21 protein-coding genes are annotated in these 26278 nt (G+C 72.8%); 4 read left to right on the top strand and 17 right to left on the bottom strand.

Annotation, left to right across the window (positions count from 1 at the left end; genetic code table 11):
• Positions 1–2: 2 nt before the first annotated feature.
• Positions 3–1940, top strand: coding sequence for a fumarate reductase/succinate dehydrogenase flavoprotein subunit (locus OG736_RS28410; RefSeq protein ID WP_327184924.1), 1938 nt, complete (start codon positions 3–5; stop codon positions 1938–1940).
• Entirely contained in the window at positions 1937–2707 is a 771-nt protein-coding gene (locus OG736_RS28405; protein ID WP_327184922.1) for a succinate dehydrogenase/fumarate reductase iron-sulfur subunit, read from the top strand. The genes OG736_RS28410 and OG736_RS28405 overlap by 4 nt, the downstream gene beginning before the upstream one ends.
• Here the strand turns inward: OG736_RS28405 and OG736_RS28400 are convergent.
• Together OG736_RS28400 and OG736_RS28395 are read right to left on the bottom strand one after the other, a co-directional pair.
• Positions 2688–3023, bottom strand: a complete 336-nt coding sequence (locus OG736_RS28400) for a hypothetical protein (RefSeq protein ID WP_327184921.1) — start codon at positions 3021–3023, stop codon at positions 2688–2690. The two genes, OG736_RS28405 and OG736_RS28400, sit on opposite strands and share 20 nt — an antisense overlap.
• A 73-nt stretch (positions 3024–3096) precedes the next feature.
• Complete coding sequence (locus tag OG736_RS28395) at positions 3097–4443, bottom strand: glycoside hydrolase family 18 protein (RefSeq protein WP_442817086.1); 1347 nt, start codon at positions 4441–4443, stop codon at positions 3097–3099.
• 94 nt (positions 4444–4537) lie between these two features.
• On the opposite strand from OG736_RS28395, the gene OG736_RS28390 reads away from it, so the two are divergent.
• A complete protein-coding gene (locus OG736_RS28390) occupies positions 4538–6232 on the top strand; it encodes a hypothetical protein (RefSeq protein WP_327184920.1) in 1695 nt (564 codons plus the stop codon).
• A gap of 60 nt (positions 6233–6292) precedes the next feature.
• Here the strand turns inward: OG736_RS28390 and OG736_RS28385 are convergent, their stop codons facing one another.
• From OG736_RS28385 to OG736_RS28345, 9 genes are all read right to left on the bottom strand, one after another.
• Positions 6293–8941 (bottom strand): SpoIIE family protein phosphatase, encoded by a 2649-nt coding sequence (locus OG736_RS28385; RefSeq protein WP_327184919.1) that lies wholly within the window; start codon positions 8939–8941, stop codon positions 6293–6295.
• A 270-nt stretch (positions 8942–9211) separates the two neighbouring features.
• Positions 9212–9640: an ATP-binding protein gene (locus OG736_RS28380; protein WP_020127972.1), complete on the bottom strand. Its 429-nt coding sequence runs from the start codon at positions 9638–9640 to the stop codon at positions 9212–9214.
• A gap of 321 nt (positions 9641–9961) precedes the next feature.
• Positions 9962–10372 carry a (deoxy)nucleoside triphosphate pyrophosphohydrolase gene (locus OG736_RS28375; RefSeq protein WP_327184918.1) on the bottom strand — a complete coding sequence of 137 codons (411 nt, stop codon included), beginning with the start codon at positions 10370–10372 and terminating at the stop codon, positions 9962–9964.
• Between the two features lie 30 nt (positions 10373–10402).
• Positions 10403–10630, bottom strand: coding sequence for an SPOR domain-containing protein (locus OG736_RS28370; RefSeq protein WP_327184917.1), 228 nt, complete (start codon positions 10628–10630; stop codon positions 10403–10405).
• A 459-nt stretch (positions 10631–11089) separates the two neighbouring features.
• On the bottom strand, positions 11090–11842 hold the full coding sequence (locus tag OG736_RS28365) for a GntR family transcriptional regulator (protein ID WP_171399254.1): 753 nt from the start codon (positions 11840–11842) through the stop codon (positions 11090–11092).
• A gap of 147 nt (positions 11843–11989) precedes the next feature.
• The gene (locus OG736_RS28360) at positions 11990–13336 is read right to left on the bottom strand and encodes a DUF4190 domain-containing protein (RefSeq protein ID WP_327184916.1); all 1347 of its coding nucleotides are present in this window, start codon (positions 13334–13336) and stop codon (positions 11990–11992) included.
• A gap of 93 nt (positions 13337–13429) precedes the next feature.
• Positions 13430–15262, bottom strand: a complete 1833-nt coding sequence (locus OG736_RS28355) for an AfsR/SARP family transcriptional regulator (protein ID WP_327184915.1) — start codon at positions 15260–15262, stop codon at positions 13430–13432.
• Between the two features lie 55 nt (positions 15263–15317).
• On the bottom strand, positions 15318–15491 hold the full coding sequence (locus OG736_RS28350) for a hypothetical protein (RefSeq protein WP_020127978.1): 174 nt from the start codon (positions 15489–15491) through the stop codon (positions 15318–15320).
• Positions 15492–15695: 204 nt separating this feature from the next.
• Positions 15696–15995 (bottom strand): hypothetical protein, encoded by a 300-nt coding sequence (locus tag OG736_RS28345; RefSeq protein WP_327184914.1) that lies wholly within the window; start codon positions 15993–15995, stop codon positions 15696–15698.
• Positions 15996–16315: 320 nt separating this feature from the next.
• Between OG736_RS28345 and OG736_RS28340 the strand changes: the two genes are divergently transcribed.
• Positions 16316–17311: a LuxR C-terminal-related transcriptional regulator gene (locus OG736_RS28340; RefSeq protein WP_327184913.1), complete on the top strand. Its 996-nt coding sequence runs from the start codon at positions 16316–16318 to the stop codon at positions 17309–17311.
• 120 nt (positions 17312–17431) lie between these two features.
• On the opposite strand, the gene OG736_RS28335 is transcribed toward OG736_RS28340, so the two are convergent.
• The 6 genes from OG736_RS28335 to OG736_RS28310 form a co-directional block, all read right to left on the bottom strand.
• Positions 17432–18877, bottom strand: a complete 1446-nt coding sequence (locus OG736_RS28335) for a DHA2 family efflux MFS transporter permease subunit (protein ID WP_327184912.1) — start codon at positions 18875–18877, stop codon at positions 17432–17434.
• A 159-nt stretch (positions 18878–19036) separates the two neighbouring features.
• Positions 19037–20194 carry a hypothetical protein gene (locus OG736_RS28330; protein WP_327184911.1) on the bottom strand — a complete coding sequence of 386 codons (1158 nt, stop codon included), beginning with the start codon at positions 20192–20194 and terminating at the stop codon, positions 19037–19039.
• Positions 20191–20808 carry a hypothetical protein gene (locus tag OG736_RS28325; RefSeq protein WP_327184910.1) on the bottom strand — a complete coding sequence of 206 codons (618 nt, stop codon included), beginning with the start codon at positions 20806–20808 and terminating at the stop codon, positions 20191–20193. Before OG736_RS28325 ends, OG736_RS28330 begins: the two co-directional genes overlap by 4 nt.
• Positions 20808–23126 carry a beta-ketoacyl synthase N-terminal-like domain-containing protein gene (locus OG736_RS28320; protein ID WP_327184909.1) on the bottom strand — a complete coding sequence of 773 codons (2319 nt, stop codon included), beginning with the start codon at positions 23124–23126 and terminating at the stop codon, positions 20808–20810. The genes OG736_RS28325 and OG736_RS28320 overlap by 1 nt, the downstream gene beginning before the upstream one ends.
• Positions 23126–24169 (bottom strand): aminomethyl transferase family protein, encoded by a 1044-nt coding sequence (locus OG736_RS28315; protein ID WP_327184908.1) that lies wholly within the window; start codon positions 24167–24169, stop codon positions 23126–23128. Before OG736_RS28315 ends, OG736_RS28320 begins: the two co-directional genes overlap by 1 nt.
• 43 nt (positions 24170–24212) lie before the next feature.
• Positions 24213–26270 carry a GNAT family N-acetyltransferase gene (locus OG736_RS28310; RefSeq protein ID WP_327184907.1) on the bottom strand — a complete coding sequence of 686 codons (2058 nt, stop codon included), beginning with the start codon at positions 26268–26270 and terminating at the stop codon, positions 24213–24215.
• Positions 26271–26278: the final 8 nt, after the last annotated feature.

The following is a 26278-nucleotide window of genomic DNA, read 5'->3' as shown; positions in this document are numbered from 1 at the left end:
TGATGTCCGTGGTCGACCGCCAGGAGTGGGACGTCGTCGTGGTCGGCGCGGGAGGCGCCGGACTGCGTGCCGCCATCGAGGCGCGCGAACGCGGCGCCCGCACCGCCGTCATCTGCAAGTCGCTGTTCGGCAAGGCGCACACGGTGATGGCCGAGGGCGGCATCGCGGCGGCGATGGCCAACGCCAACGAGCACGACAACTGGCAGGTCCACTTCCGCGACACCCTGCGCGGCGGCAAGTTCCTCAACCAGTGGCGGATGGCCGAGCTGCACGCCCAGGAGGCCCCGGACCGGGTGTGGGAGCTGGAGACCTGGGGCGCCCTCTTCGACCGCACCAAGGACGGCCGGATCTCCCAGCGCAACTTCGGCGGCCACGAGTACCCGCGCCTCGCGCACGTCGGCGACCGCACGGGCCTGGAGCTGATCCGCACACTCCAGCAGAAGATCGTCTCGCTCCAGCAGGAGGACCACCGCGAGACCGGCGACTACGAGTCCCGGCTGAAGGTCTTCCAGGAGTGCACGGTCACCCGGGTCCTCAAGGACGGCTCCCGGGTGAGCGGGGTCTTCGCCTACGAGCGCGAGACCGGCCGGTTCTTCGTCCTCCAGGCACCCGCCGTGGTGATCGCGACGGGCGGCATCGGCAAGTCCTTCAAGGTGACGTCGAACTCGTGGGAGTACACGGGCGACGGCCACGCGCTGGCCCTGCTCGCCGGTGCGCCGCTGCTCAACATGGAGTTCGTGCAGTTCCACCCGACGGGCATGGTCTGGCCGCCGTCGGTGAAGGGCATCCTCGTCACCGAGTCGGTGCGCGGCGACGGAGGGGTGCTCAGGAACTCCGAGGGCAAGCGGTTCATGTTCGACTACGTCCCGGACGTCTTCAAGGAGAAGTACGCCGAGTCGGAGGAGGAGGGCGACCGCTGGTACGAGGACCCGGACCACAACCGGCGCCCGCCGGAGCTGCTCCCGCGTGACGAGGTGGCCCGCGCGATCAACTCGGAGGTCAAGGCGGGCCGCGGCTCCCCGCACGGCGGGGTCTTCCTGGACGTGTCGACGCGGATGCCCGCCGAGGTCATCAGGCGCCGGCTGCCCTCCATGTACCACCAGTTCAAGGAGCTGGCCGACGTCGACATCACGGCGGAGGCCATGGAGGTCGGACCGACCTGTCACTACGTGATGGGCGGCATCGCGGTCGACTCCGACACGGCGGCCGCCCGCGGGGTGCCCGGGCTGTTCGCGGCCGGCGAGGTGGCCGGCGGGATGCACGGCTCCAACCGGCTCGGCGGCAACTCCCTCTCCGACCTGCTGGTGTTCGGCCGCCGGGCAGGACTGCACGCGGCGCAGTACACCGCGGGGGCCGGTGCGGAACGCCCGGCGGTGGAGGACGAGCAGGTCGACGCGGCGGCCGCGGAGGCGCTGCGGCCGTTCTCCGCGGAGGGCCCCGGGGACCGGGCGGACCACGCGCCGGAGAACCCGTACACCCTCCACCAGGAACTCCAGCAGACCATGAACGACCTGGTCGGCATCATCCGCCGCGAGGGCGAGATGGAACACGCCCTGGAGAAACTGGCCGAGCTGCGGGTACGGGCGTGGCGGGCCGGGGTCGAGGGACACCGGCAGTTCAATCCCGGCTGGCACCTGGCGCTCGACCTGCGGAACATGCTGCTGGTCAGCGAGTGCGTGGCCCGGGCGGCGCTGGAACGCACCGAGTCGCGCGGCGGGCACACCCGCGAGGACCACCCGACGATGGACCGCGCGTGGCGCAACGTCAACCTGCTGTGCGCGCCCGTCGACCCCGTCGACGGCCCGGCGGCGACGGACCCCGTCCGCGGCCGGATCGCCCTCACCCGCGAGACCACCGAACCCATCCGCCCCGACCTGCTCGCCCTCTTCGAGAAAGAGGAGCTGGTCAAGTACCTCACCGAAGAGGAGCTTTACGAGTGAGCAGCTACGAGGCCCGCTTCCGGGTGTGGCGGGGCGACATCGAGGGCGGCGGCCTGAAGGACTTCGAGGTCGAGGTCAACGACGGCGAGGTGGTCCTGGACATCATCCACCGCCTCCAGTCCACCCAGGCGCCCGATCTCGCCGTCCGCTGGAACTGCAAGGCGGGCAAGTGCGGTTCGTGCTCCGCGGAGATCAACGGGCGGCCCCGGCTGCTGTGCATGACCCGCATGTCGGTGTTCGACCGCGAGGAGACCATCACCGTCACGCCCCTGCGCGCCTTCCCGGTGATCCGCGATCTCGTCACCGACGTCGGCTTCAACTACCTGAAGGCGAGGGAGGTTCCGGCCTTCGTGCCGCCCGAGGGGGTCGGCCCGGGCGAGTACCGGATGTTCCAGGAGGACGTGGACCGTTCGCAGGAGTTCCGCAAGTGCATCGAGTGCTTCCTGTGCCAGGACACCTGCCATGTCGTCCGTGACCACGAGGAGAACAAGACGGCGTTCGCGGGCCCGCGCTTCCTCATGCGGGTCGCCGAACTGGACATGCACCCGTTGGACGCGGCCGAGGAGAGCGGCCTGGACCGTGCGCGCACGGCCCAGGACGCACACGGCCTCGGCTACTGCAACATCACCAAGTGCTGCACGGAGGTCTGCCCCGAGGGCATCAAGATCACGGACAACGCGCTGATCCCCCTGAAGGAACGCGCGGTCGACCGCAAGTACGACCCGCTGGTCTGGCTGGGTTCGAAGATCAGGAGGCGGTCGTCGTAGGCGTCGGGGGCAGCCGGGGCGCGTGTCCGGGACGCTGGGCGAGCGTCTGGAGGGCGAGCCCGCCGAAGTTGACGGCCATTCCGGCGAGCGGGACGTAGAAGTTCACCGCCAGGTCGCCGGAGGCCAGCGGGCCCAGGAACATGAAGAGGCTCAGGCCCAGGGCGCTCATCAGCACACCGGTGCCCCACAGCCTCGGCCGCTGCACCCGCCTGCGGCCGAAAGGCGGCACCCACTCCCGCGTCACGGCCGCGACGCCGGCCATCGCCATGACCGTCACGCAGACGACGGCAGTGACCACCAGACTCCAGTGCAGCATGCGCTCATGATCCCACCCGGGCCGCGGCGACGGGAGGGGTCCGCCGGATCTGTCGGACTACCGGACTACCGGACTACCGGACCCAGCCCTTCTCGTACGACGTCCAGTCCTGTTCGGTGGCCGCGAAGTCCACGTACGCCGCGACGCCGAAGTTCGCACGGTCGGCGTCCGTACGGGACAGTCCCAGCCGGACGCCCCGGACGGCGGCGGCGACGGTCTCCGCGTGATTCCAGTGGCCGAACCGGTTCTCGTGGTAGAAGGGCAGGCCCATCAGGAGGTCGGTGGAGGCCGGGGTGACCTCCAGGGCGAGCGAGGTCTGCTGGGCGACGTAACCGCCGTACGTGCTCTCCAGCGGCTGCATGGTGTCGTACGACATCACGGCGATCTGGTCGACGCGGCGGGCGACCTGGCCGAAGAACTTCTGCGACCACCACTTGGGGTGACCGGTGGTCGTGCCCCAGAAGGAGTGGAATCCGGGAACCGGATCGATCTGGTGGGCGGCGACGGAGAGTTGCGCGTTCCGGGCCTTGGTGACAGCCCGCAGGTCGTCCAGGAGGCCGAGGTAGTCGCCGTCGCCGGAGTGCAGCGGTTCGAGATCGAAGTGGGCGCCCTGGAAGCCGGCGGCGAGGATCTCGCGGGTGGACCGCACGACCGCGGCGCGGGTCTCGGCCCGCTCCAGCCGCATGCCGTTCGGGCTCTCGCTGGCGAGGACGTCGCCGAGCCAGGCCTGGACGCGGAGCTTCGGTGCCTCTCGGTGGACGGCGGCTATGAACCGACGCGCGCCCGCGTACGCCGACGCGGGGAGGGTGCCGTTGTGCTCCAGGGGGCCGGCGTGGACGTACAGGTCGCGGATACCGGTCTTCCCGAGCCGGTCGGCCAGCGCCTCGACGTCGGCGTCGGTCTTGCGGCCGTCGACCCAGGCGTGGCCCAGCCAGATGGCGTCCTTGCCGCGGGTGTACGTGCCGTCGGCCGGGTCGCCGAGGTAGTTCACGCGCAGGGCCGTCTCGGCGGCGAGGACCGGGACGATCAGGAGCAGGACCAGGGCGAGGACGCTGCGACGCACCAGCCGTCCGCGACGCCCGCGCCGACGGGGCGTCTCGGCTCCGGGACCGTCGCCGGTCCCGTTCCCCTCGGCACCGCCGGCGCCGCCCGTACCTCCGCCACCGCCCGCGGCACTTTCGTCGTCCGCCGCGAGGGGCCCCACCGGCGCCTCGACCGTCCCCGACTGCGGCTCTGCCTCCGGCACCCCGTTGACGTCCGTCCCCGGCTTCGGGTCGGTCTCCGACTCCTCCCGCGCGCCCTTCTCCGGCTGCGGTTCGGCCTCCGGTACCCCGTTCCTGTCCGTCCCCGACCGCGGATCCGCCACCGGCACCCCGTTCACGTCCGTCTCCGTCTTCGTCCGACCCGTTGGCCGTTCCATCGCGGTTCCCCCTCGCGTGTCGTTCCGCCCCAACGCCCCCGTGTCGGGTGCATCCCGGTCGCGTGGCCGTAATCGCGGCCATACGCTCCCAAATGTGACCTCTTCCATGCACCGGGGCCGGCCACGGCGGGCCGAGTCGCACATATCCGTGCGGGTGGCGCATGCCGTGCTGGGCGGTGCGGTCGGGGTCATGTGGCTGGTGTTGCCAGGGATGACGTCGGGTGGCGACGCTCCGGTTGCGATCAAGAACCCGGCGCCCGGCGCGAGCGCCGCCGCGGCCGAGGACGACGAGAGGTCCACCGTCGATCTGGTGCTGCCGCTCGTGGCGGTCGGCGCGGCCGGGGCGATCGCCGGATACGGGTACCTACGACGCGTCCGGCGTATCCGCGTCCGGACGACTCCCGGCGGGGCCGGCAGCCCACCGCCGCCGAGGTCGTCGCCGCCCCTCGCCGCGCTCGACGAGCAGGCCTGCGCGGCGCTGGTCGAGGCCGACAACCGGGTCCGGGCGGCACGCACCGAGCTCGGCTTCGCCGGGGCGCTGTGCCCGGCGGAGGACCTGGAGACCTTCCGCCGGGCCGTCCGCGAGGCGGAGACCGAGCTCGCCGCCGCGTTCCGGATGCGGCAGCGGTACGACGAGGGCGTGCCGGCGGAGGAGGCGGCCCGGGAGCACGCGCTCGCCGGGATCGTCGGACGCTGTGCGGAGGCCGGACGGCGGCTGGACTCCGTGGCCGGAGAGTTCGGACGGCTACGCGGCCTGGAACAGGGGCTGGATGAGGCGTTGCGGGTCGCCGAGGGCCGGTTCCGGGAGCTGGCGGGGCGTACGGGGGCCTCGGAAGCGGTGCTCGCCGGCCTCCGGGACCGGTACGCGCCCACGGCAAGCGCCTCCGTCACCGGGAGTGTCGAACAGGCCAAGGACCGACTCCTGTTCGCCACCGTCCGGCTGAACCAGGCCCGCCAGTCCGCCGATTCGGGGCGACCGGAGCGGGCGGCCCGGCAGCTGCGTGCCGCCGAGGGCGCGGTCGCCCAGGCGGCCGTCTTCGTCGACGGTGTCGACCGGCTGGCCGCGGAGCTGCGGTCGGCCGAGCAGACCGTGCCGGCCGCCCTCACGGGCGCTGAGGCGGAGCTTGCCTGGGCCAGACGTCAGGCGGACCCGTCGGCGCGACAGCGGCCGACCCCAGGACCGGCGACCCCACGCCCGGCCGATCCCCGCCCCGACGCGAGCGCGCCGTCCGGTGCCGCCGGGACGACCCCGGGCGGGTTCGAGGTCCGGCTGCTGCACGTCGACGCCGTGCTCGACTCCGTGCGGCAGGAGCTGACCGGCGGTCAGCCCGGGGACCCGGTCGGGGTGCTGCGTCGGATCGTGCGGGCGACCGCGCCGGTCACCTCGGGGCGGGCCGGGGTGCTGCCGGCCGCCGCGCTGATCACCGCCCGCACCGCCACCGCCGCCGCGGCCGACTTCGTCGCGACGCACCGGGGCGCGGTCGGCGCCACCGCGCGCACCCGGCTGGCGGAGGCGGAACGGCTCCTCGCCACGGGCGACCCGGCGGACCGTCCGCCCGCCGACCTCCTCGCCCTGGAGGCCCGGGAGCTGGCCGAGCGCGACGTACGCGCGCACGGGAACCCGTACGTGGGTGCCGTCGGCGGCGCGGAGACGGCCGGCACCGGCGGGGCCGTGCTCGGCGGCATCGTCCTTGCCGAGGAGCCCGAGGACGGGACGCCCGCGGGCTTCGCCGGCCCGGCACGGCACGGCCCGCCCAGGCGCGGCGCGGCCCCGAGTGACCACGAGTGACCGGCGCGACGGCCCGCCGGAGAGGGTCCAGAACAGGCCCAGAGCCGGTCCGGAAGAGGGTCAGAACAGGCTCAGCAACGCCTCCGCCGGGTCCGCCAGGCCCGTCTCGCCGTCCGGCAGCGGAAGTTCGAACCACACCGTCTTGCCGCGCGGAGTGCGGCGCGAGCCCCAGGCCGCCGACAGCAGGCCCACGAGCTGGAGACCGCGGCCGCCCTCGTCGGTGTCCCGGGCGCGGCGGCGGCGCGGCTGGACGAGGCCCGCGTCCCAGACCTCGCACACCAGGGTGCGGTCGAGGAGCAGCCGGAGCCGGATCTCGCCCTCGCCGTACCGCAGGGCGTTGGTGACCAGCTCGCTGACCAGCAGTTCCGTCGTGTCGACGAGGGGTTCGAGGTCCCAGGCCAGCAGCTGGCCGCGGGCGTGCTCCCGGGCCCGGCCCACGCTGCGCGGCTCGCGCGGGAGGGTCCAGTCGCCGACCGAGTCGACGGGCAGGCCCTGCACGCGTGCCATCAGCAGCGCGATGTCGTCCTCGCCGTGGTGCGAGTCGAGGGTGTTGAGGACGTGGTCGCAGACGTCCTCCAGCGGGCTGGAGGGGTCGGTGAGGGCTCCGACGAACGCGTTGAGTCCCTCGTCCAGCGGATGGTCGCGCGACTCGACCAGTCCGTCCGTGTAGAGCGCCAGCAGGGCGCCTTCGGGGAGATCGACCTCCACCTCCTCGAAGGGCTCGCCGCCGACGCCGAGCGGAAGGCCGGGCGGCACGTCGAGCATCAGCGCCGGCTCACCGGGTTCGACGAGCACCGGGGGCAGATGGCCCGCGTTGGCGAACGTGCAGCGCCGGGTCACCGAGTCGTAGACCGCGTACACGCAGGTGGCCAGGTACACCTCGGACAGGTCGGCCTCGCGGGGCCGACGGGCGGCCCGGGTGGCCTGCTGGACGCCTCCGGGGGTGCCGAGGCCGCGCGCGATCTCGTCCAGCGCGGAGAGGACCTCGGCCGGTTCCAGGTCCAGCAGCGCCAGCGTCCGGACGGCCGTGCGCAGTTCGCCCATCGCGACCGCCGCCCGCAGGCCGCGGCCCATGACGTCGCCCACCACCAGCGCCGTGCGGTGGCCGGGCAGTTCGATGACGTCGAACCAGTCGCCGCCGACCTCGCTCGGACGGCCGGTGGAGGCGTTGCCCGGCAGATAGCGGCAGGCGATGTCCAGGCCCGAGGCCACCGGGTCCCCGGGCGGCAGCAGCGACCGTTGCAGTATCAGCGCCCGTTCGTGCTCCCGCCGGTACAGGCGCGCGTTGTCGATACAGACCGCCGCCCGCGCCGCCAGCTCCACGGCCAGATCGCGGTCCCGGTCGCCGAACGGCTCGCTGCCTTTCGTCCGGGAGAACTGTGCGAGGCCGACGACGGTGTCATGGGCGACCATCGGGACGGCGAGGGTGGACTGCACGAGGCCGCCCTCCTCGCCGGGGATGGCCTGCGGGCGGGCGGTGCGCAGGGCGTCCGCGCAGGGCGAGTTGAAGGGGAAGTGGTGGACCGCGCCGACCGCGACGGGCGCGCCTGCGCCGGGGAAGGGGGCGTCGGAGACGGCGGAGGAGAAGGCGACCCGGCGCAGTTCGGCGCTGCCGTCGGCGAGGCCGGGCGGAGTCTCGTCGCCTGCCAGGAGGCCCTGGTAGAGGTCCACGGTGGCGAGATCGCAGAAGCCGGGCACGACGACGTCGAGGAGTTCGCGCGCGGTCGTCTCCAGGTCGAGGGAGTTCCCTATGCGGGCCCCCGCCTCGTTCAGCAGGGCGAGATTGCGCCGGGCCGCGGCGGCCTCGCGGGCGGCGGCGCGGCGGGCGGTGATGTCGGTGCCGAGCCAGGCGATGCCGATGGGCCTGCCGGTGCCGCTGTGCACGCGGTAGAGGTTGATCGACCAGTGCCGGCGTTCGTCGGAGCCGGGCACGAAACCGGTGACGTGCATGTCCGTGATGGAGTCGCCGGTCTCCAGGACCCTGCGCAGTGTCGCGCTGACCCGGTCGGCCTCGGGCCGGGGCAGGTAGTCGTGGACGCCCTTGCCGCGGTGGTCGTCGGGGGTGCCGCCGAAGATCGAGGCGAACCGGTGGTTGGCGCGGCGGACCCGCAGGTCGGGGTCGATCAGCAGGAAGCCGAACGGGGATTGGCCGAAAATGGCCTGCGAGGCGGCGAGGTCGGTCTCGATGCTGCGGAGCGTGCGGACGTCGACGACGATGCACACGGCGGCCTTCTCGCCGTCCAGGCTGCGCGTCGGCATGACGTAGACCTCGGCGAGGCCCTTCTCGCCGCGGCCGCCGCCGGGCACCGGGTCCGGCGTCCGGAACGGCACCACGCCGGTCCACTCCCGCCCGTCGAGGATCTCGGCCATCTTGCGCTGGCCGCGTTCGCGCAGGTCGGGGTCGATGAAGGCGTCGATGGGGTCCATGCCGACGGCCCGGTCGGCGGGGATGCCGAAGATCTGCTCGGCGCGCAGGCTCCACTGGTCGACGAGACCGTCGGGGCCGATCGAGAACGAGGCGACCTTGATGTAGTCGTAGATCGAACCGGGCGGACTGCTCTGCCACATGGCGTCACCTGGCGTCGCCGCCTCGCCCGGGCCGTCGGCGAGGCCGTGCGCGGCGTCGGCGGCGAGCGCACCCGCGGCCTTCGTCCTCGCGCCGCCCGACGGGTCCTCGGACTCCGTGGCCTTCGCTGGTATCTCGCTCACGCGAACCGTCCCCTCCAGCTCACCGCGTCCGGCACCGGTCACCGGCGGCGGCTGCCCGCAGTATCCAGCACTACGGGTCCACACGACACGGTGTTCACGATCACAGCACGGTCCAGGCGTTTTTTGGCCCGTCCCGCGACAACACTTCCAGTCTTCTAACCAGCGGACACGCCGTCGAACCACCTCTTCCGGGACCGTTCGGAGACCGGAACCGAACGGGCGACACCGCGAGCCCCGCTGTACACCGGCTCATCCCCGCGAGACGCCCCGTCAACCCGGCACCGCCAGTTCGAACCAGACCGTCTTGCCGGTGTTCCCGGGCCGGGTGCCCCAGCGGCGCGAGGAGGAGGCCACGAGCTGCAGTCCGCGCCCGCTCTCGTCCTCGGGCTGGGCGACCCGCTCGCGGGGCGGGTCCGGCAGCGGGTCGGAGACCTCGACCAGCAGGACGTCCGCCAGTCCTGCGGGGCGGACCAGACGGAGGCCGATGGGGCCGGTCGCGTGCCGCAGGGCGTTGGTCACCAGCTCGCTGACCAGCAGCGCCGCGATGTCGCTCAGACTGTCGAGGCCCCAGCCGTGCAACTGGCCGCGGACGGCACCACGGGCGGTGCGCACCGCACCGGGGTCCGCGGGGAACGTCCACTCGGCGCATTCTCCGTCGGTGTCGATCACGCCGATCACTTCCCGGGCCAGCGAGTACACCCATGTCCGGTTTCGTGGGGTTAATGGCCACATACCCGATATTCGGTGGGCAGTACCGCGCAGCGAGGCGCACTGTGGCACGAACGGCGTACGCGGCGACCCGCCCCCCGGACGAAGCACCCCCGGCTCGGACCCGACGCCGCTCGACGCGCCCTCGGCTCGACACCCTCGGCTCGGCGGATCCCCGGTTCGACGGACTCCGACCCAGCGGCGCCGGTTGCGCAAGCCCCGGTTCGACGGGCCCCGGTTCATCGGAGCCCGGTCCAGCGGCCCGGGCGTGGCAGGCCCCGGTCCAACGGCTCAGGTTCAGCGAGTCCCGGTTCAGCGGGACGCGGTGCCGAGCTTCGGGAGTGTCTCGCGCACCGCGGGCACGTCCTGGTCCAGCCAGTCGACGTCCCAGATCTCGGCCGGGGTGAGCCAGCGCAGCGCGTCATGGTCCTGGAGGGGCTCGGGAGCGGTGGAGCCGGGGCGCAGCCGGGCGGTCCACACCTGGAGGACGTAGGGCGGCCTGAGCGGCCACTCGCCGGGGACGCGCTCGACGGTCTCGGCCTCGACGCCGAGTTCCTCGTGCAGCTCGCGCACGAGGGCGGCCTCCGGCTCCTCCCCCTGCTCGACCTTGCCGCCGGGCAGTTCCCAGCGGCCGGCGAGTTCCGGGGGTGCGCTGCGGCGCGCGGCGAGCAGGCGGCCGGCGTCGAGCAGAGCGGCTCCCACCACCACGATCCGTTCCGTCATGTGCCGGAGCCTACGGGACCGCACGGAACGTCAGTTCAGCGTGCCGTCCCCGTTCTGGGCCTGGGCCTGCGCCTGGCCCTGGCTCTGCCCCTGGCCGATGCGCTCGACCCAGTAGAGCTGCTTGTGGCCGCGGCTGTCGAGGCTGTCCGCGATCTTCTGAGCCTCGGCCCGGGTCGCGTACCTGCCCACGCGGTAGCGATTGCCGTTGTCGTCCTGCCGTATGACGAGCCAGGGCAGGGAGATGGTGCTGTCGTTCATCGAGCCCCACGCCCCCTTCTCGTCCCGGCCCGCCCGGATCCCGTCCGCGGCACGCCTCGCGCCCCGCCCTCTAAGGAAACCGCAATCCGCATATGCCCGAGCGTACGCCTTACCTTTACGCACCGAACACGACTTTGCACAAAGAGGTACGCAACCAGCCAAGACGCAGGGGGCGCACGAGACCGAACGCGCCGTGCGCGCGCCGCGATGCGTCCGGTCGGCGGGGTTCCGGGCACCAACGGGACGACCTGCGGGAACAACCGGAAACGACCGGATTCCGACGGCACGCGGGCGGGTCCGCGGCGGGCGGATACCGGGGGCAACTGCCGGAAGGGTGTGCGCCGCCCGAAGAAGTGCGCTAGCGCCTCGGACGGCACCCCCGCCCCCACCGCTCCACCCACGCCGCCGGGCGGCGAACCCCGCCCCGCGCCGGGAGACGCTCCCGGCGCACTCCGGCGGTCACTTCACGGGCAGGTGGTAGGCGACCCGGTAACGGTCGGCCGGGATCACCACGTCGGCCGTCTCGACCGGGCGGCCCGAGGCGTAGTACGTGCGCTGGACGACCAGGACGACGTGCCCGGGGACACCGCCGAGGGCGAGGAGCTCCTCGGCGAGACCGGGCCGGGCGCCGACCTCCTCCGTGACGTTGTCGACGATCACGTCGATGGCGCGCATCCGTTCGACGACACCCATGCCGCCGAGCGGGCCCTCCTCGGGCAGCATGACGGGGGTGCGGCCGGTGACGGCGAGGGGCTCCCAGGAGGTGGAGAGCATCATCGCCTCGCCGGCCTCCCGGAAGACGTACCTGGTGCACATCACGCGGTCGCCGGACGCGATGCCGAGCCGCTCGGCGACGGAGACGCCCGCCTCGGCCTGCTCGCTGCTGGACTCCCAGGTTCCCCGCGTGTGCGCCTCGGCCTGCTCCTGGCGGAACGGCGTGGCGCCGCTCACGGGCCGGTAGCCGGAGCGGGCGATCCGGCGCGGCACGGGCCGCTCGCGCACATAGGTGCCCGAACCGGAGCGGCCCTCGACCAGCCCCTCGGCCATCAGCACCTTGCGCGCCTCGAGGGCGACGGTGTCGGAGACCCCGTACTCCTCCCGGATTCTCGCCTGCGAAGGGAGCCGGGTGTGCGGTGGCAGCGACCCGTCGGAGATCTTCTTGCGGAGATCACCCGCGACACGCAGATACGCCGGCTGCTCACCGAATGTCACTGGCCACTCCCATCAGGTTGTACAGACAGCTACAGCCTGGCAACCGTGGGTTGTACCGTGCAAGCAAAGGCCAGAGAATCACTCGATGTGATGACATGTGTTCGGGAAACGCTTTACCCAGGCACTTTCTCCCCGCTGTGGACGCGATCACACATCCAGGCCGCTGTCGCTGTCGCCCCCGCCCGCGCCACCGCTCCCGCTGTCGGAGTCCTCGTCGTAGGTGGGTGGCGTGGTGGCCAGGCCCAGAGCCTCGCGGGCCGTGACGGTGGTGGCCCCGTCGACGTATGCGTAGGCCGTGTCGTAGTGCTCGTAGAAGCCGTCGGCGTCGGTGGCCTTCTCCGCCGCCGTCCACTCCTCGGCCGCGTCCCGCATGTCCTTCACCAGGGCGGCCAGCGGCTTTTCCCGGGCCGGCGTCATCCAGAGGTGCGAGCCCAGCTGGTCCGCCTGATTGCCGGTCACTTCGCCGGTGTCACCGGCCCAGGTGCGGTTGCTCGTGAGGTCCTCCTCGGCGTACTCCTCCGGCTCCTCGAAGAGGACGTCGTCGACGGCGGCCATCGCCTTGAGGAAGGCGAACTGGTCGGCGTCGAGCGTCGACGCGTCGGCGCGCAGCGAGCCGGTCAGGGTGCCCTTCTCGTCCACGTTGGCGAAGACACAGGTGATCTCGCGGTCGCCCCAGCTCCAGCTGTCGGCGGTGGGCGTCAGGTAGTAGATGTCGACCTCGTCGGTCAGCGCCCAGGGGTCCATCGCGTAGGCGTCCTGGAGCGTGTAGCACTTGTCGTCGGCCACGTCCGTGACGTGGTCGTCGCCCGGGAAGCTGTCGCCGGTCAGCGGGACCGTGGCGAACACCTCGGCGTCGTGCTCACCGGAGCAGTCCACCTCGTCGACGTCGTAGACGTCCTCGTCGAAGGTCTCACCCGGCACGTCGAAGCAGTCGCCCTTGGCGAGCGCGAAGCTGGAGTTGCCGCTCGCACCCTCCTTGAAGCCGTCCCAGAAGTCGGAGGCGCCGCCCGTGGACAGCGCGAGGACCCACACCGCGAGTCCGACCGAGGACAGGACCGTGCCCACGATCGCCATCGCCTTGCCGCGCTCCCCCCGCTTCCTGATCTGCACCAGGGCGATGATCCCGAGGAGCAGCCCGACGCCAGGCAGGAAGCAGAGCAGGCCGAGGACGAGGGCGGCGATGGCCACGCCGTTGACCGGCGAGGGCCGGCCGTAGGGGCTGTAGCCCTGGCCCCAGACGGGATACGGCACCGCGCCGTACGGGGCCTGCGGGTACGGCGCGTGCGGGTACGGCCCCATCTGACCAGGCCCCGGACCCATCTGACCCGGACCCATCGGCCCCGGACCCATCGGACCCTGCGGGCCGTACGGCCCCTGGGCGTACAGGTCCTGCGGGGGCGGGGCGAACGGGTCCTGCGGGTACGGGCCCTGCGGCTGCGGAGGCTGGTACGGGTCCTGGGGCTGGTGCGGCCCGGGAGGCGGGGGTATGGACACGAGTACCGTGCTCCTGGTTCAGACGGTTCAGGCAGTTGTACGACTGCGCGCATCGTAAGCGCGGCACGACCAGGGGCGGAACGGAGATTCGCTTCAGGCGGCCGCGCCCGCCTCCTCGACGAGCAGCTCCCGGGCGCAGTCCCGGATCAGGCTGTGGAAGGAGAACCGGGCCGGGGTGTCCTCCCGGATCAGGTTGTTCTCGATCAGCGCGTCGAAGTGGTGTTCCACGTCCCCGGCCGGCAGCCCCGTGACGAGGGCCGCGTGCGCGATGTCGTAGGAGGCGGACGGCTGGAGGCTGATGAGCCTGCTGAACCGCCTTTCGGGCGCGCTCAGATGGTCGTAGGACACCCGCAGCACGGCCATCAGGTCGCGGTCGGCGGTCTGGAGACAGCGGGCCCGCTGCGCCGGGTGCGCGAGGCGCTCGACGAGGTCGGCGACGGCCCACGCCGGACGGTCGCGCAGCCGGGTCGCGGCGATGCGCAGGGCCAGCGGCAGCCGGCCGCACAGCTCGACGGCCTGCGCGACCTGTGTCGGCTCGCGCCGCGCGCGGGGCTCTCCGACGATCCGCCGGAACAGCGTCACGGCGTCGGCGGGCGGCAGCACGTCGAGGCAGAGCGGTTGAGCGCCGTCCAGGGCGGTCAGCTTGCGCCGGCTCGTCACCAGCACCAACGTGCCCCCGGTGCCCGGCAGCAGGGGCGTGACATGGGCGCTGTCCGCCGCGTCGTCGAGGACGACCAGGCAACGGCGGCCCGCCAGGCGTGAGCGCCACAGGGCGCTGCGCTCCTCCAGGCTGGGCGGGATCTCCTGCGCGGTGAGACCGCTCGCCTGCAGGAGGACGGCGAGCGCCTGCTCGGTCGGCACCGGCGACCGGGTCGCACTGAAGCCGTGCAGGTTGATGAAGTACTGCCCGTCCGGGTAGAGCTCGGTGACCCTGTGGGCTAGGCGCACCGCGAGCGTCGTCTTGCCGACCCCGCCCATGCCGTCGATCGCCACCATCACCGGCGAGCCGCCCGGCTCCTGTGCGGCGACGGCCGTCAGGGTGGCCAGTTCCGCGGTACGCCCGGTGAAGTCCGTGAGGTCGTGGGGCAGGTAGTGCCTGCCGTTCCCGGGCGGTGCGGAGGGTCCCGTCCTGCGGTCGTCGGACGGCTCGGCGCCGGCCGCCGTGAGGGTGGGTCCCCCCGAACCGTGCAGGTCCGGGGAGTCGGCGAGGATCTCCGCGTGCAGGGCGCGCAGCCGGGGGCTCGGCTCCAGGCCCAGCTCGTCCACCAGGAACCGCCGGCCCTCGTCGTAGACCGCGAGGGCGTCGGCCTGCCGGCCGCTGCGGCACAGGGCGATCATCAGGCTGCCGCGCAGGGCCTCCCGCAGCGGGTACTCCGCGATCAGCGCGTGCAGTTCCCCGACGAGGGAGCCGGTCTCGCCGAGCTTCAGGCGCAGTGCGACGAGGTCCTCCACGGCGGTCAGCCGCTGCTCGGCCAGCTTGACCGCGGCGCCGCAGACCGCCGGGCACTGGATCCCGGCGAAGGCCTCCCCGCGCCAGAGGTCGACCGCCGACTGGAGGAGCCGGACGGCCTCGGCGTACCGGTTCTCGCGCTCCGCCGCCTTGGCCGCGTGCACCCGGCTGACGAACCGGTGCGCGTCCACGGCGTCCTCGGGTACGACCAGGCGGTAGCCGACGTCCACGGTGACCAGGCTGGTCCCGTCGGACGCGGAGAGGATGCGGCGCAGGTCGCGGATCGCGTTGTGCACCTGCGGACGGGCCGACGACGGTGGGTCCTCCCACAGTTCGTCCACCAGCGCGTCCATCGGAACGACCCGGTTGGCGTTGAGGAGCAGCAGGGCGAGGAGCCGCTGTTGCCGCATGCCCCGGACGCGGATCGGGATGCCCGACTCACGCAGTTCCAGAGATCCCAGGACCAGGAATTCCATTTCTTCTGTCCCCCGATGTCTTTCAACTCGGTTCAGCACATGCCCCCGTGAATGTTCAGGGGCCCCAGGTGACATCGCCGTCGGTGTGGTCGCCCGCGGTGGTGCGGAGGTCACTCTCGACGGCGTGCGTGATGTTCTTCGGAGAATCCGTGACGGTCACCGTCATCGCCATTCCACCGAGAACGATCAGCGCGGCGGCGACGATTTTGGAGACACGGGTGCCCTGCATGGATTTTCTCCTCGATTGAGTGAATGGATTTCCGGAGTGAGTACTTCCGGACTCTTCAGCGGACTCTTCGGTGAAGTCTTCGGCGGCTTTCGTTCCGTCGATGGCTCAACTCTGCTCGGCGGGCGGGCCGGAGGGAACAGCAGACGGCTGGACGGAATGTGCAGCGGCCTAACCCGTCCACCCCGACCTGGGGAAACGCGAGACTCACGTGTCCCACCAGGGGCCGGGCACCAGGACGGCCCCGGAGGTCACGACGCCGTAGCCGAGCAGGTCCGGATGCTGTTCCACGGCCCGCCGTGACAGTCGCGCGGCGCTGTCCTCGGCCGCGTCCAGGGACTCGGCGAGGAGGAAAAGGCCCAGCGTGAGGCCCTCGCCTGCGTGCGCGTGCACGGAGACGTGTTCCAGGCCGTCGCTTTCCTCGGCGCACGAGGAAATGATCGCCGCCAGATCGGGCCGGGCGGACTCCTCGACAGGGGCGCGCAGGCGCACGTGGATGAGATACATGACTTCATCTTCGGCGCTGTTCAGCAGCCGTGGACCGGCTCACGATGGACGCTTTGTGCCATGGCATAAAGCGTCATACGACAGGGGTCCGAAAGGTGTCCCGGAAGCCGTCCTCGAATGGGCCGGGAAGGCCCTCGCGCCGGCCGGTATGCGGCGTGGTCCTCACTCTGGCACCACGGATGGTTGAAAGCCGAGCGATTGGCCGGAACCGTCCTCCGTGCCGCCGAGCCGCCATCCGCAGTTCAAGGTCAGTAAGCTCAGGGGCACTAAGTTTCGAACACAGTGTGTGCAGTGTGTGACAGCAACAGGGGGACTGCATCATGTTGGAGGTTCTGGGACTGGATGCCGAGGCAGAAGCCATCTACCGGTGGATGCTGGCCAATCCACTGGAGGGCATCATCGTCCTCGTGTCCCGGCTCGGGCTGCCGGAGGAACGGGTTCGCGCGGGGCTGGACCGGCTCAGCGAACTCGCCTTGATCCAGCCATCGGCCCGCAAGGGCATAGGCTTCCGGGCCGTCGGCCCGGAGACCGCCATGGAGGTGCTGCTGGCGCGCCAGCAGGCGGAGTTGGCGGCGCAGCAGATGCGCGTGGAGAAATCCAGAGCGGCGGCGGCCCAACTGATCGCCGAATGCTCCTCGCTGCGACCACGGGGCATCGACAGCGATTCCGAACAGCTGGACGGCCTGGAGGCGATCCGGGAACGGCTCGCGGAACTGGCCCAGTCGGCCCAGGTCGAGGTCGCCACGTTCGCGCCGGGCGGCGCGCACCGGGCCGAGGACCTCCAGGCCAGTCGCGCCCCCAACTCCGCCCTGCTCGACCGCGGGGTGCGGATGCGGACGGTGTATCTCGACAGTGTGCGCAACCATCAGCCCACCCTGGACCACGTCGGCTGGCTGCACTCCCGCGGCGGACAGGTCCGTACCGTGCCCGAACTGCCGGTCCGGATGATCATCTTCGACCGGTGCAAGGCGGTGCTGCCGGTCGACACGAGCGACGCCCGGGTCGGCGGGGTGGTGCTGAGCGGGGCGGGGACGGTCGCGGCCCTGTGCGCGCTCTTCGAGGGCGTGTGGAACACCGCGACGGCGCTGGGGAGTACACCGAAGTGCGAGGCGAAGGGCATGCCGCCGCAGGAGCGTGCCGTGCTCAAGATGCTCGCCCAGGGCTACACCGACGAGGCCATCGCCAAGCGCCTCGGCGTCTCCCCGCGCACGGCCCGGCGCACCGCCGCCACCCTGATGGAACGCCTGGACGCGCGCAGCCGCTTCGAGGCGGGGGTGCACGCGGTCCAGGACGGCTGGCTGCCCTCCTCGCGCTGAGCGCCGGGCACGGGTACAGGTAGGCCATACCGGGCGGTCGCCTCGGGCCCTGTTCGTCGCATTCCCGCCCGCCGCGCCCGGGGCGCGGTGGGCGGAGGTGCGACGACAGGGCCCGTACGGTCACGCGGGCACCGCGCCGGCGCGTGCCTCCTTGCGGTCGGCGAGGAGCAGGGCCAGGGCGGGGAGCAGGGTGACGGTGTAGATCGCGAGGACCCAGGTGAAGGAGTGGGCGAAGGCACCGGGCACCAGTCCGTGGCGCTCTCGGGCCGCCTGCTCCAGGACCACCGTGACCACGGCGAGGGCCACCGTGCCGCCGATCCGCTGGATCAGGTTGAGCTGGGAGGAGGCGTCCGGGATGGACTGCGGGCGGATCGACTGGAAGGCCCGGGTCATCGCCGGCACGATCGTCAGTCCGGTGCCCAGGCCCCGCACCACGAGGCTCGCGCACAGCAGCACGTACGAGGTGTCCGAGGACAGCGTGGTCAGCGGCACGGTCGCCAGCATCGTCAGGGTGATGCCGACGACGACGGTGCCGCCACCGCCCAGCCGCTTCATCAGCACCCGGCACAGCCAGGCCGCGGTGACCACGCCGAGGCCTCCCGTGGACATCAGCAGACCGGTCGTCACGGCCGTCTCGCCGCGGGCGGTCTCGAAGTAGAGCGGGATGAGCATCATCGGCGAGTAGAGGACGAAGCCCAGGCAGAAGATGTTGATCGCGGCCGTCCGGTACACCCGGTGGGCGAACAGGCGCACGTCGAGCAGCGGGTGGGCCGCGCGCAGTTCCCGTACGACGAACACGGCACCGCTCGCCACGGCGAGGACCAGCGGGACCAGGAAGGCCGCCCGCCCGTCGAGGGCGTGGTCGGAGAACTCGTGCACGGCCAGCACGGTGCACACGGTGCAGGCGGCCGAGGACACCAGGCCGATCACGTCCAGCGGCTTCGCGGCACCCTCCCTCGGGCGGTCCGCGGGGACCCGGCGCAGGGTGACGTAGAGCAGGCCGGCGCAGAGTGGGACGTTGACGACGTACACCGCGGACCATCCCCCGGCCTCGACCAGGAGGCCGCCGATCGTCGGGCCCAGCAGCGGGCTGATCAGCATGACGCTGCCGTTCAACGACTGCACCCGGCCCAGGTGTTCGCGGGGCACGCCGCTGGTGAGCAGGATCGTCGACACGGGGGTGAGCACACCGGCGGCGGCGCCGGCGACCCCGCGGGCCGCGATCAGCTCGGGCAGGCTCTGGCTGGCCGCGCAGGCCGCCGAGCCGAGCGCGAACAGCAGGATCGCGGCGGCGAAGACGCGCCGTGCACCGAACCGGTTGGCCAGCCAGCCGGTGGCGGGCATGGTGGCGGCCAGCGCCATCAGGTAGGTGGTCACCACCCACTGGACCTGGCCGATGGAGCCGAACCTGGCCGTGGTCTCGTGCAGGGACACGTTGACGATGGTGGTGTCGAGCAGGGCGAGGAAGCCGCCGGTGATGGCCGCGGCCATCGTGACGAGGGCGGGGCCGGAAGCGGCCCGCGGAGGGCTCGGCGCGTCCTCTTTGGTCTGTTCGGTCAGTGCCATGGGTGGGCGTCCTTAGCAGGGCGATGAGGTCAACAGGGCAGTGGGCCGGGGTGGTTCGCGCCGGTCGGGGCGTACCGGTCGGGGCGTACCGGTCAGTTCGGGGCAGGCGGCTCGGGCCGGTCGGCACGTGTCTGCCGGGGGCCCGGCGGCTCGGGTCCGTCAGCGTGTGTCGGTCAGCGCACGCTCGATGTCGTCGAGGACCGCCCCGGCCGCCTCGCGTGCGCCGGGGCGCCTGCGGCAGGACAGGGTCAGTTCGGTCTCGTCGCCGACCTGGCAGGTGCTCAGGAACATCTCGGCGTAGGGCACGAGCATCGGCAGCGTGGAGAAGCCGGTCGGCCGGAACCGGTCGGTGCGCAGTTCGGCGGTGTCGATCCGGCCGTGGTCGGAGATGATCGCCGTGCACGGGAACCGGGTGCCGTCCAGCTCCTGGGCCTCGCGCAGCGAGTTGGCGAAGGGGTTGCTGCGCAGGAAGTCCCCCTCCAGCGCGGCCACCTCGCGCTTGCCGAGCAGGGCCCGGACGACCTGGCCGTGCAGCCGCTTCCAGCTGTCGTCCCGGTGCAGGTCCAGGACCAGCCGGGAGGTGAGGTTGGCGGTGGAGCGGACCGTGCGGTCGTGGCGGCGCAGGTCCACCGGCACGATCAGCCGGCCCGTCTCGCCGCCCAGACGGCGGGAGAGGGCGGCGGCCACCCGGGCGGTGACCGCCGACGGGGCCGCCCGCACCCGGCGCCGTATCCAGAGCGGGGTGCCGTCGGCCGGTCCCTCGCCGAGGATCGCGGGCAGGCCCTCCAGCCGGGCGGGCGGCTCGGCGGGCGGCACCTTCCCGGCGGCCGTCCGGAAGTGGGTGTCGTCGACGACGGACGCCGCCCCGACCGGCTCCTCGCCGCGCAGCACCCGGAACACGTCGGCGATCCACTGCCGGAGCCCGCGGCCGTCGGTGACGATGTGGCTGGCCCGGACGACCAGCCGGGTCGGCGGCCCCGCGACGAGCCCGACCTCGCAGACCGGGCCGGTGACGACGTCCAGGTCGCGGTGGAAGAAGGGGGCGTCGAAGCCGTCGCCGCCGGGGAGTTCGACGACCGGCGGGAGCGGGCCGTCGGCGCGCCAGCCGGCACCCCGGCGCCGCACCGCGAGGCCGGGGCTCGCGAGGGTGGCGGACCGTACCGCGTCCCGCAGCGCGTCGGGGTCGATCCGGCCCTCGCCCTCCACGATCATCTGGATCAGCTGCGGGGTGCCGGTGGCCGCGGCGTTCAGGTAGCCGCGCTCGATCTGCGAGATACGGCGGGTGTAGGGCCGTACAGCGGCCGCTGTGGCTGTCATGCCGGCTCCTGGGTCGGGGTGTGCATACGGACGGGGGCGGGGGCGTCGGCCGCCAGGGCCAGGTGCATCGCCGGGGCCACCGTCGTCGAACGCACCCGGTACGAGCCCACGTTGGTGGGCCGCCAGCCCGGCCGCCACGCGGGCAGCCGGACCCCGGCGAACGTCTCCTTGGTGACGTGCGAGGCCTTGATGAGCGCCTCGCACTCGGCGAAGTCCCGGATCTCGGCGGGCTGCCGGCGGCCGAGCAGGGTGCCGAGCCACCGCATGGCGGCCGGACGGTCCCGCTCGTCCTGGAGATCCACCCCGATGTGCACCTGCCCGGCCGACAGGGCCACGGCGCTCCAGCCGTCGCAGTGCGCGACCGAGGCGGTGAGGTGGTGGGCCGGGACGTACCAGCGCTTGTGAACGTCCCGCGTGAGGTCCCGCGCCCCGATGTCGAGGCCGTACACCCGGGCGACGGCCTCGATGATCAGCGAACGGCCGGAGGCGTTGAGGCGGTGGCCCATGTGGTCGCGGGGAAGGTGCGGGTGATGGGTGACCAGGCAGTCGATCGGGGCAGGTCGCGCCGCGCCGCGCACCACCGGATCCATCACCAGCCCCAGCAGCGCCCCCATCACGCCTCCGTGTCGAACACGGCCGCCGCGTAGCTGCCTCCGTAGGCGAAGCTGGAGAGCAGCAGCCGGCCCTGCCGGGTCGGGGCGGTCAGCGCCGCCACCAGGCCCAGGGCGCCCGCGCTGCCGTAGGTCTCCCCCAGCAGTGCCTTGGGGGTGATCGTCGGGCGGTCGGCAAGGCCCGCGAGGCGCAGGGCCCGGGACTGGGCGGTGTCCACCAGGCTGTAGCCGGAGGCCGCCGAGACGACGGTGTCGATCTCGTCGGGCATGACCCGGGCCTCGGCCATCGCGCCGCGCAGCGCCCGTGCCCAGGCCTCGCCGTCGCGGCCGATCCGGCCGATGCCGGCCGACTCGCCGGAGGCGCCGTAGCCGCGCACCTTCGCCAGGACGTCCGCGCCCCGGGACGAGGCCGACCGCTCGCTCTCCAGGAGGACGGCCGCCGCGCCTTCGCTGAGCACCATGCCGCTGCGGCCGCCGGGGACCACCGGGCCGGAGCGCGCGTAGCCGGGGAGGCCGGCCTGGGTGGCCAGCGCCTGCTCGGGGAACTCGTCGGCGATCACGACCATGATCCGGTCCGCCATGCCGCGTGCGATGACCCGGGCGGCGAGCTGGAGGGCCAGGACGGAGCTCGTGCCGCCGTTGGCGATCGTCGCGGTGTAGCCGCGGTAGCGGTGCAGCATCGCCACGTGGCCGGCGGCCGCGTTGACGACCGTGTTGGCGAACAGCGCCGGGTTGGCGCCGCTGATGCCCTGCTGCAGCACGCCCTTGTGGAACTGCAGGACCGAGGTGACCGGTCCGTAGCCGGTGGCGAAGACGATGCCCGTGCCCTCGGCCTCGGCCCGCGAGGGCTTGCCGTGCCGGCCGTAGAGGTCGGCGACCGCGGCGGCGGCCAGCAGGCTGAGCGGGTCCATCCGGCGGGCCCGGCTCGGGTTGATGCCCCGGGACGCCGACTTGACGTCCACCCGGCCGACCAGCACCTCGCCCACGCCCCGGACGTGTTCGGTGGCGGTGAAGCAGGCGCGTTCGTCGTCGAGGGCGGCCACCAGGTCGGCGGTGTTGCCCGCGCCGCCCGCCAGCCCCGCGACTCCGGTGACGACGACCTCGTGGACCTGCTCGGTGCGGCGCGGGGCCGAGCTCGGGCGGCCCGGCCGGTTGAGGACGACGGAGGCGTTGTTGCCGCCGAAGGCGAAGGAGTTGGAGATGACCACCTCGGGACGGGCCCCGGCGCGGCCGGTGTCCGGGATGACGTCCAGGCCGAACGGCTGGTCCACGCCACGGGTGTTGATGGTCGGCGGCAGCGTGCCGCGGTCGATGGCCAGGGTGCTGACCACCGCCTCGACCGCGCCGGCCGCGCCGAGGGTGTGGCCGAGGATCGACTTGGTGGAGCTGGCCGGCGGCACCGAGGAGCCGAACAGCAGCTTCACCGCCTTCGGTTCGGAGGCGTCGTTCGCCGGGGTGCCCGTGCCGTGCAGGTTGAGGTAGTCGACGTCCTGCGGGGTCAGACCCGCCGTGTCCAGGGCCTGGGCCATGGCGGCGCAGGCGCCCTTGCCGCTCGGGTCGGGGGCGGTCTGGTGGTAGCCGTCGCAGGAGAGGCCGTAGCCGCCCAGCTCGGCGAGGACCCGGGCGCCCCGGGAGGCTGCGCGGTCCGCCGCCTCCAGGACCATGAACCCTGCCCCCTCCCCGAGGGTCAGGCCCGTGGACGCCGACATCGGCGAGCACGGCTCCGGGTCGAGCGCGCCCAGGGCGCTGAACCCGTACGCCGAGAGCGAGGCGAGGGGGTCGACGCCGCCGCAGATGACGTGGTCGACGTCCCCCTTCCACAGCAGCTCGGCCGCGTAGCCGAGGGCCACGGCGCTGGCCGCGCAGGCGTTGGACAGGACCACGCGCGGCCCGCGCAGGTCGAACTCGGCGGCGATGTAGTCGCCGACGCAGGGCAGTTGGACGGCGGCCGCCCGCTCCGCGTCCAGCTTCCCCTCGTGGACGAGGTCCGCGTGGACGCTCTCCAGCGTCGGCATGGCGCCGAGGCTGGAGCCGACCACGACCGCGACCCGGTCCCGGTCGACGGTGTCCAGGTCGAGCCCGCTGCTCTCCAGGGCCTCCCGGATGGCGGTGGCGGCGAGACCGTAGCAGCGGTCGACGTCGGCCGGCTGCTCGCCGGTGACCATGCCGGCCCACTCGGTCAGCAGCTCGGAGGTGTCCATGAGGGTGTTGGTGCGGATTCCGGAGGTGCCGGCCGCGATGGACGACCAGCCCTTCTCGACGTCGTCACCGGCACCGGTGATCAGTCCCAGGCCCGTCAGGGCGATTCTCGGCGTGGACATCAGGCGATCCGGGTGGTGAGGGAGCGGGCGATGACACGGGGCAGGGTCACGGTGCGCAGCGGGCGCTCTGCGGCCTGCTCGTCCCGGGCGGCCAGTTCGAGGCCGGAGACCCAGAACGGGGCGTCCAGGAGGGCGAAGACGAGCTCCTCCTCCGGGTTGGCGGAGGGCGCCTGCCACAGGACCGTGCCGATCTCCCGACCGGCCGCCGTCACCTGCGTGCCGGCCGTGAACCGGCTGTCCGCGGGGGCGGCCAGGGCGGTCAGCCGGGCGGTCTCGGCGGTGGGCCTGACCAGGTCGTCGGAGCCGCGGAACTCGCCGATCCGGTTCCAGTCGATCATCCAGGACAGGTCGGCCTCGTCGACCGAGAGACCGGCGAATCCGGCCGCGTAGACGGCCATGCCGGCCTCGGCCTGGACCCGGGCGAGGCCCTCGTCGCCGACCGGCGCGCCGCCCTCCTCACGGACCGCGGCCAGCACGGCGCGGTGTGCCGCCTCGGGGGCGTTGCTGATGAGCAGGTAGCCGTACTCGCCGGTGGTGCCGACGCGGGCCAGGTGGGCGAGCGCCGCCGGGTCGTCGGGCAGCGCGGACTCGGTGACGGCGTGCAGGGTCAGGCCCGAGATGTCGAAGTCGACGAAGCGCGCCGCGACCGACCAGGCCGTCGGGCCCTCGAACGCCGTGGCGGCCCAGCCCTCCGGCTCGATGTCGACCTCGACGCCCTCGGGGACGTCCAGCCCCTCGAGGTAGCCGCGCAGCTCGTCGGCGCTCACCCGGGTGCGGGGCAGCAGCCAGGCGTCCTCGCCGATCTCGAAGTGCAGCAGGATGGCGAACGGGGTGCCGTCGGCGTTCAGGGCCAGCACCTCGCGGACGGAGTCCGGCTCGACGAAGTCGCCCGACCTGGCCAGGAACTGGTCGAGCAGCGACAGCCGCTCGTCGCCCGAGACGCGGACCAGCGGGGCGTCGATCCGGTAGGCGCCGATGGTGGTGCGCACGGTGGCGTAGTCGTCCGAGGCGGTACGGAGGGCGGAGACGGTGGTGGTGGTCATGGTGTGGCGTTTCCTTTCGAAAAATGAAGTGATGGACGGTGGTTCAGGACCGGGTGGGTTCGCCGTGCACGGCGAACTGCCAGGCGCTCGGCCGGTGGGCCGGGGACACACAGCCGATGAGCAGGCCGGACGGGGTCGGACGGAGGACGAGTTCGGCCTCCGCGTGGGCGCCGTCGGCGGGCCGGCAGTCGAGCCAGCTGCCGTCGGCGAGTCGTACGGTGGCCGAGGTGGCCCAGATCTGGCGGAAGCCGGCCGAGCCGAGCTCCCATCGGGTGCCGGCCGAGTCGAGCAGCACGGTGGTCTCGCGCGGGGTGTTCGGGGTGAGCCAGAGGACGATCTCCTCCTCGCTGTCCGGGGCCTGGATGTCGGCCCGCACCGGCTCGGCGGTGTCCTCGGGGGCGGTCAGTTCCCAGCCGATCCGCTCGCGCGGGGCGAACAGGCCGAGCGGGTGCTTCTCCTCCCAGGCGGCCGGCCGCACGCCCCAGCCGAGACCGCTCGCGCGGCCGAACCGGCTGTTCTCCGCGGTGACCCACATGCCCGCCGACCAGCGGGGGTTGTAGCCGAAGACCCGGGTGCGCGGGTACGGGCTGCGCAGGACCTTGGTGGTGCCCTCCTTCCACGAGGTGACTCCGGCGGCGGAGGCGGTGAGCTCCAGCCGGCGGACGGCGCCCGGCTTCGGGGCGGTACGGGCGGGCCGTACGGCTTCGGTCCCCGCTTCCGTCCCCTCTTCCGTCCCCGCGTCGGTCCTTGCGTCCGCCGGGTGGAAGTCGGTCCGCAGCCGGGCCACTCCGTCCGGGCCGGCCGTCAGGCCGCGCTCCAGCAGGGCGCTGTGGATCAGCCGGACCGGCTCGCGGACCGGCAGTCCGATGCCCCACGACGTTCCCCGCCAGGCGAGCTCGGTGCCGGCCGGGACCACCTGGGAGGCGGCGACCGCCTCCGAGGCGTCGCGGACGCCGAGGCCGAGGCCGATCGGGTGGCGCTCGCCGTCCGGGTGGACGAAGGTGCCCTGCCGCAGGCCGACCGTCTGGAAGATCCGGCCGGGGCTGCTGGTGAAGGCGAAGTCCTGCCGCAGGGTGCCCTCGGTGAGGGTGACCGTGCCGACGACCTCGTCCTCGCCGCACCGCTCGGTGACCCGGACCCCGTTCTCGACGGCGACGATGTCCAGGTCGCGGGGCTCGCCCTCGCGCCAGCCCGCCGGGCGGTCGGCCCGGCAGCTGGGCCAGGTGGAGACGAACAGCGGGCCGTGGTGGCCTTCGCCCAGCACCGACAGCGTGCCGTCGTCGCCGTCCACCTCGCAGACCAGCCCGCCGGAGCCGAACCGGTGCGGTTCCGGCCGCCGCGGTGCGCGCACGTGGTACGGCGGTTCGGTGAGCCGCAGCGCGCGGGCGGTGCCGTCGGGTCCGGTGACCTCCGCCTCACGTACGACGCCGCGGTCGACGTCGACGCTCGCGGTGATCCGGAACTCGCCCAGCGCCAGGTGGTAGTCGACCGTGCGGACTCCGTCCACCAGCCGGACGTCGGAGCGCAGTTCGTCGTCCCGGGCCTCGGTGACCGTGCCGAAGCTGTTCAGTCCCCCGAGGGCCGACCTGACCTCCGGCCCCAGGTCCGCGAACACGCTGCGCAGGACCAGCGGGATGTAGTTGTGCAGTTCGACGTTGCCGTCCTCGCCGGGCACGGTCTGGCCCACGGAGACGCAGCCGACGCGCCGGTAGAGCTTGAACGCGACGCTGTTGGCCGGGTTGACGGTGAGCCGGAGCACGAGGCAGCCGGACTGCACCATCCACTCGACGGCCTCCGTGAACAGCCGGCCGGTGATGACGCCGTTGCGGTAGGCGGGGGCGACGAAGAACATGTCGGCGATGAGCTCACCGGCACGGGCGGAGCGCCGGCCGGTGTTGTGGAACAGGCCGAAGGTGCCCACCACACGCCCGCCGTCCACGGCCACGAGGAACGTCCCCGTGTCCCGTTCGGCCAGCTCGCGCTCCAGCTCGTCACCGGTGATGCCGCCCGCTACCGGGTTGGGGTTGTCGCGGTGGCGGTTGTAGAGCGCCGCGATGTCATGCGCGTCGCCCTCCTGGTACGGGCGGATCGTGATGGACATGCCTCACC

Source organism: Streptomyces sp. NBC_01334, assembly GCF_035983595.1.
GTDB lineage: Bacteria > Actinomycetota > Actinomycetes > Streptomycetales > Streptomycetaceae > Streptomyces > Streptomyces coriariae.
Note: the sequence above shows the minus strand (reverse complement) of the source record. Positions and strands in the feature narration are given on the sequence as shown.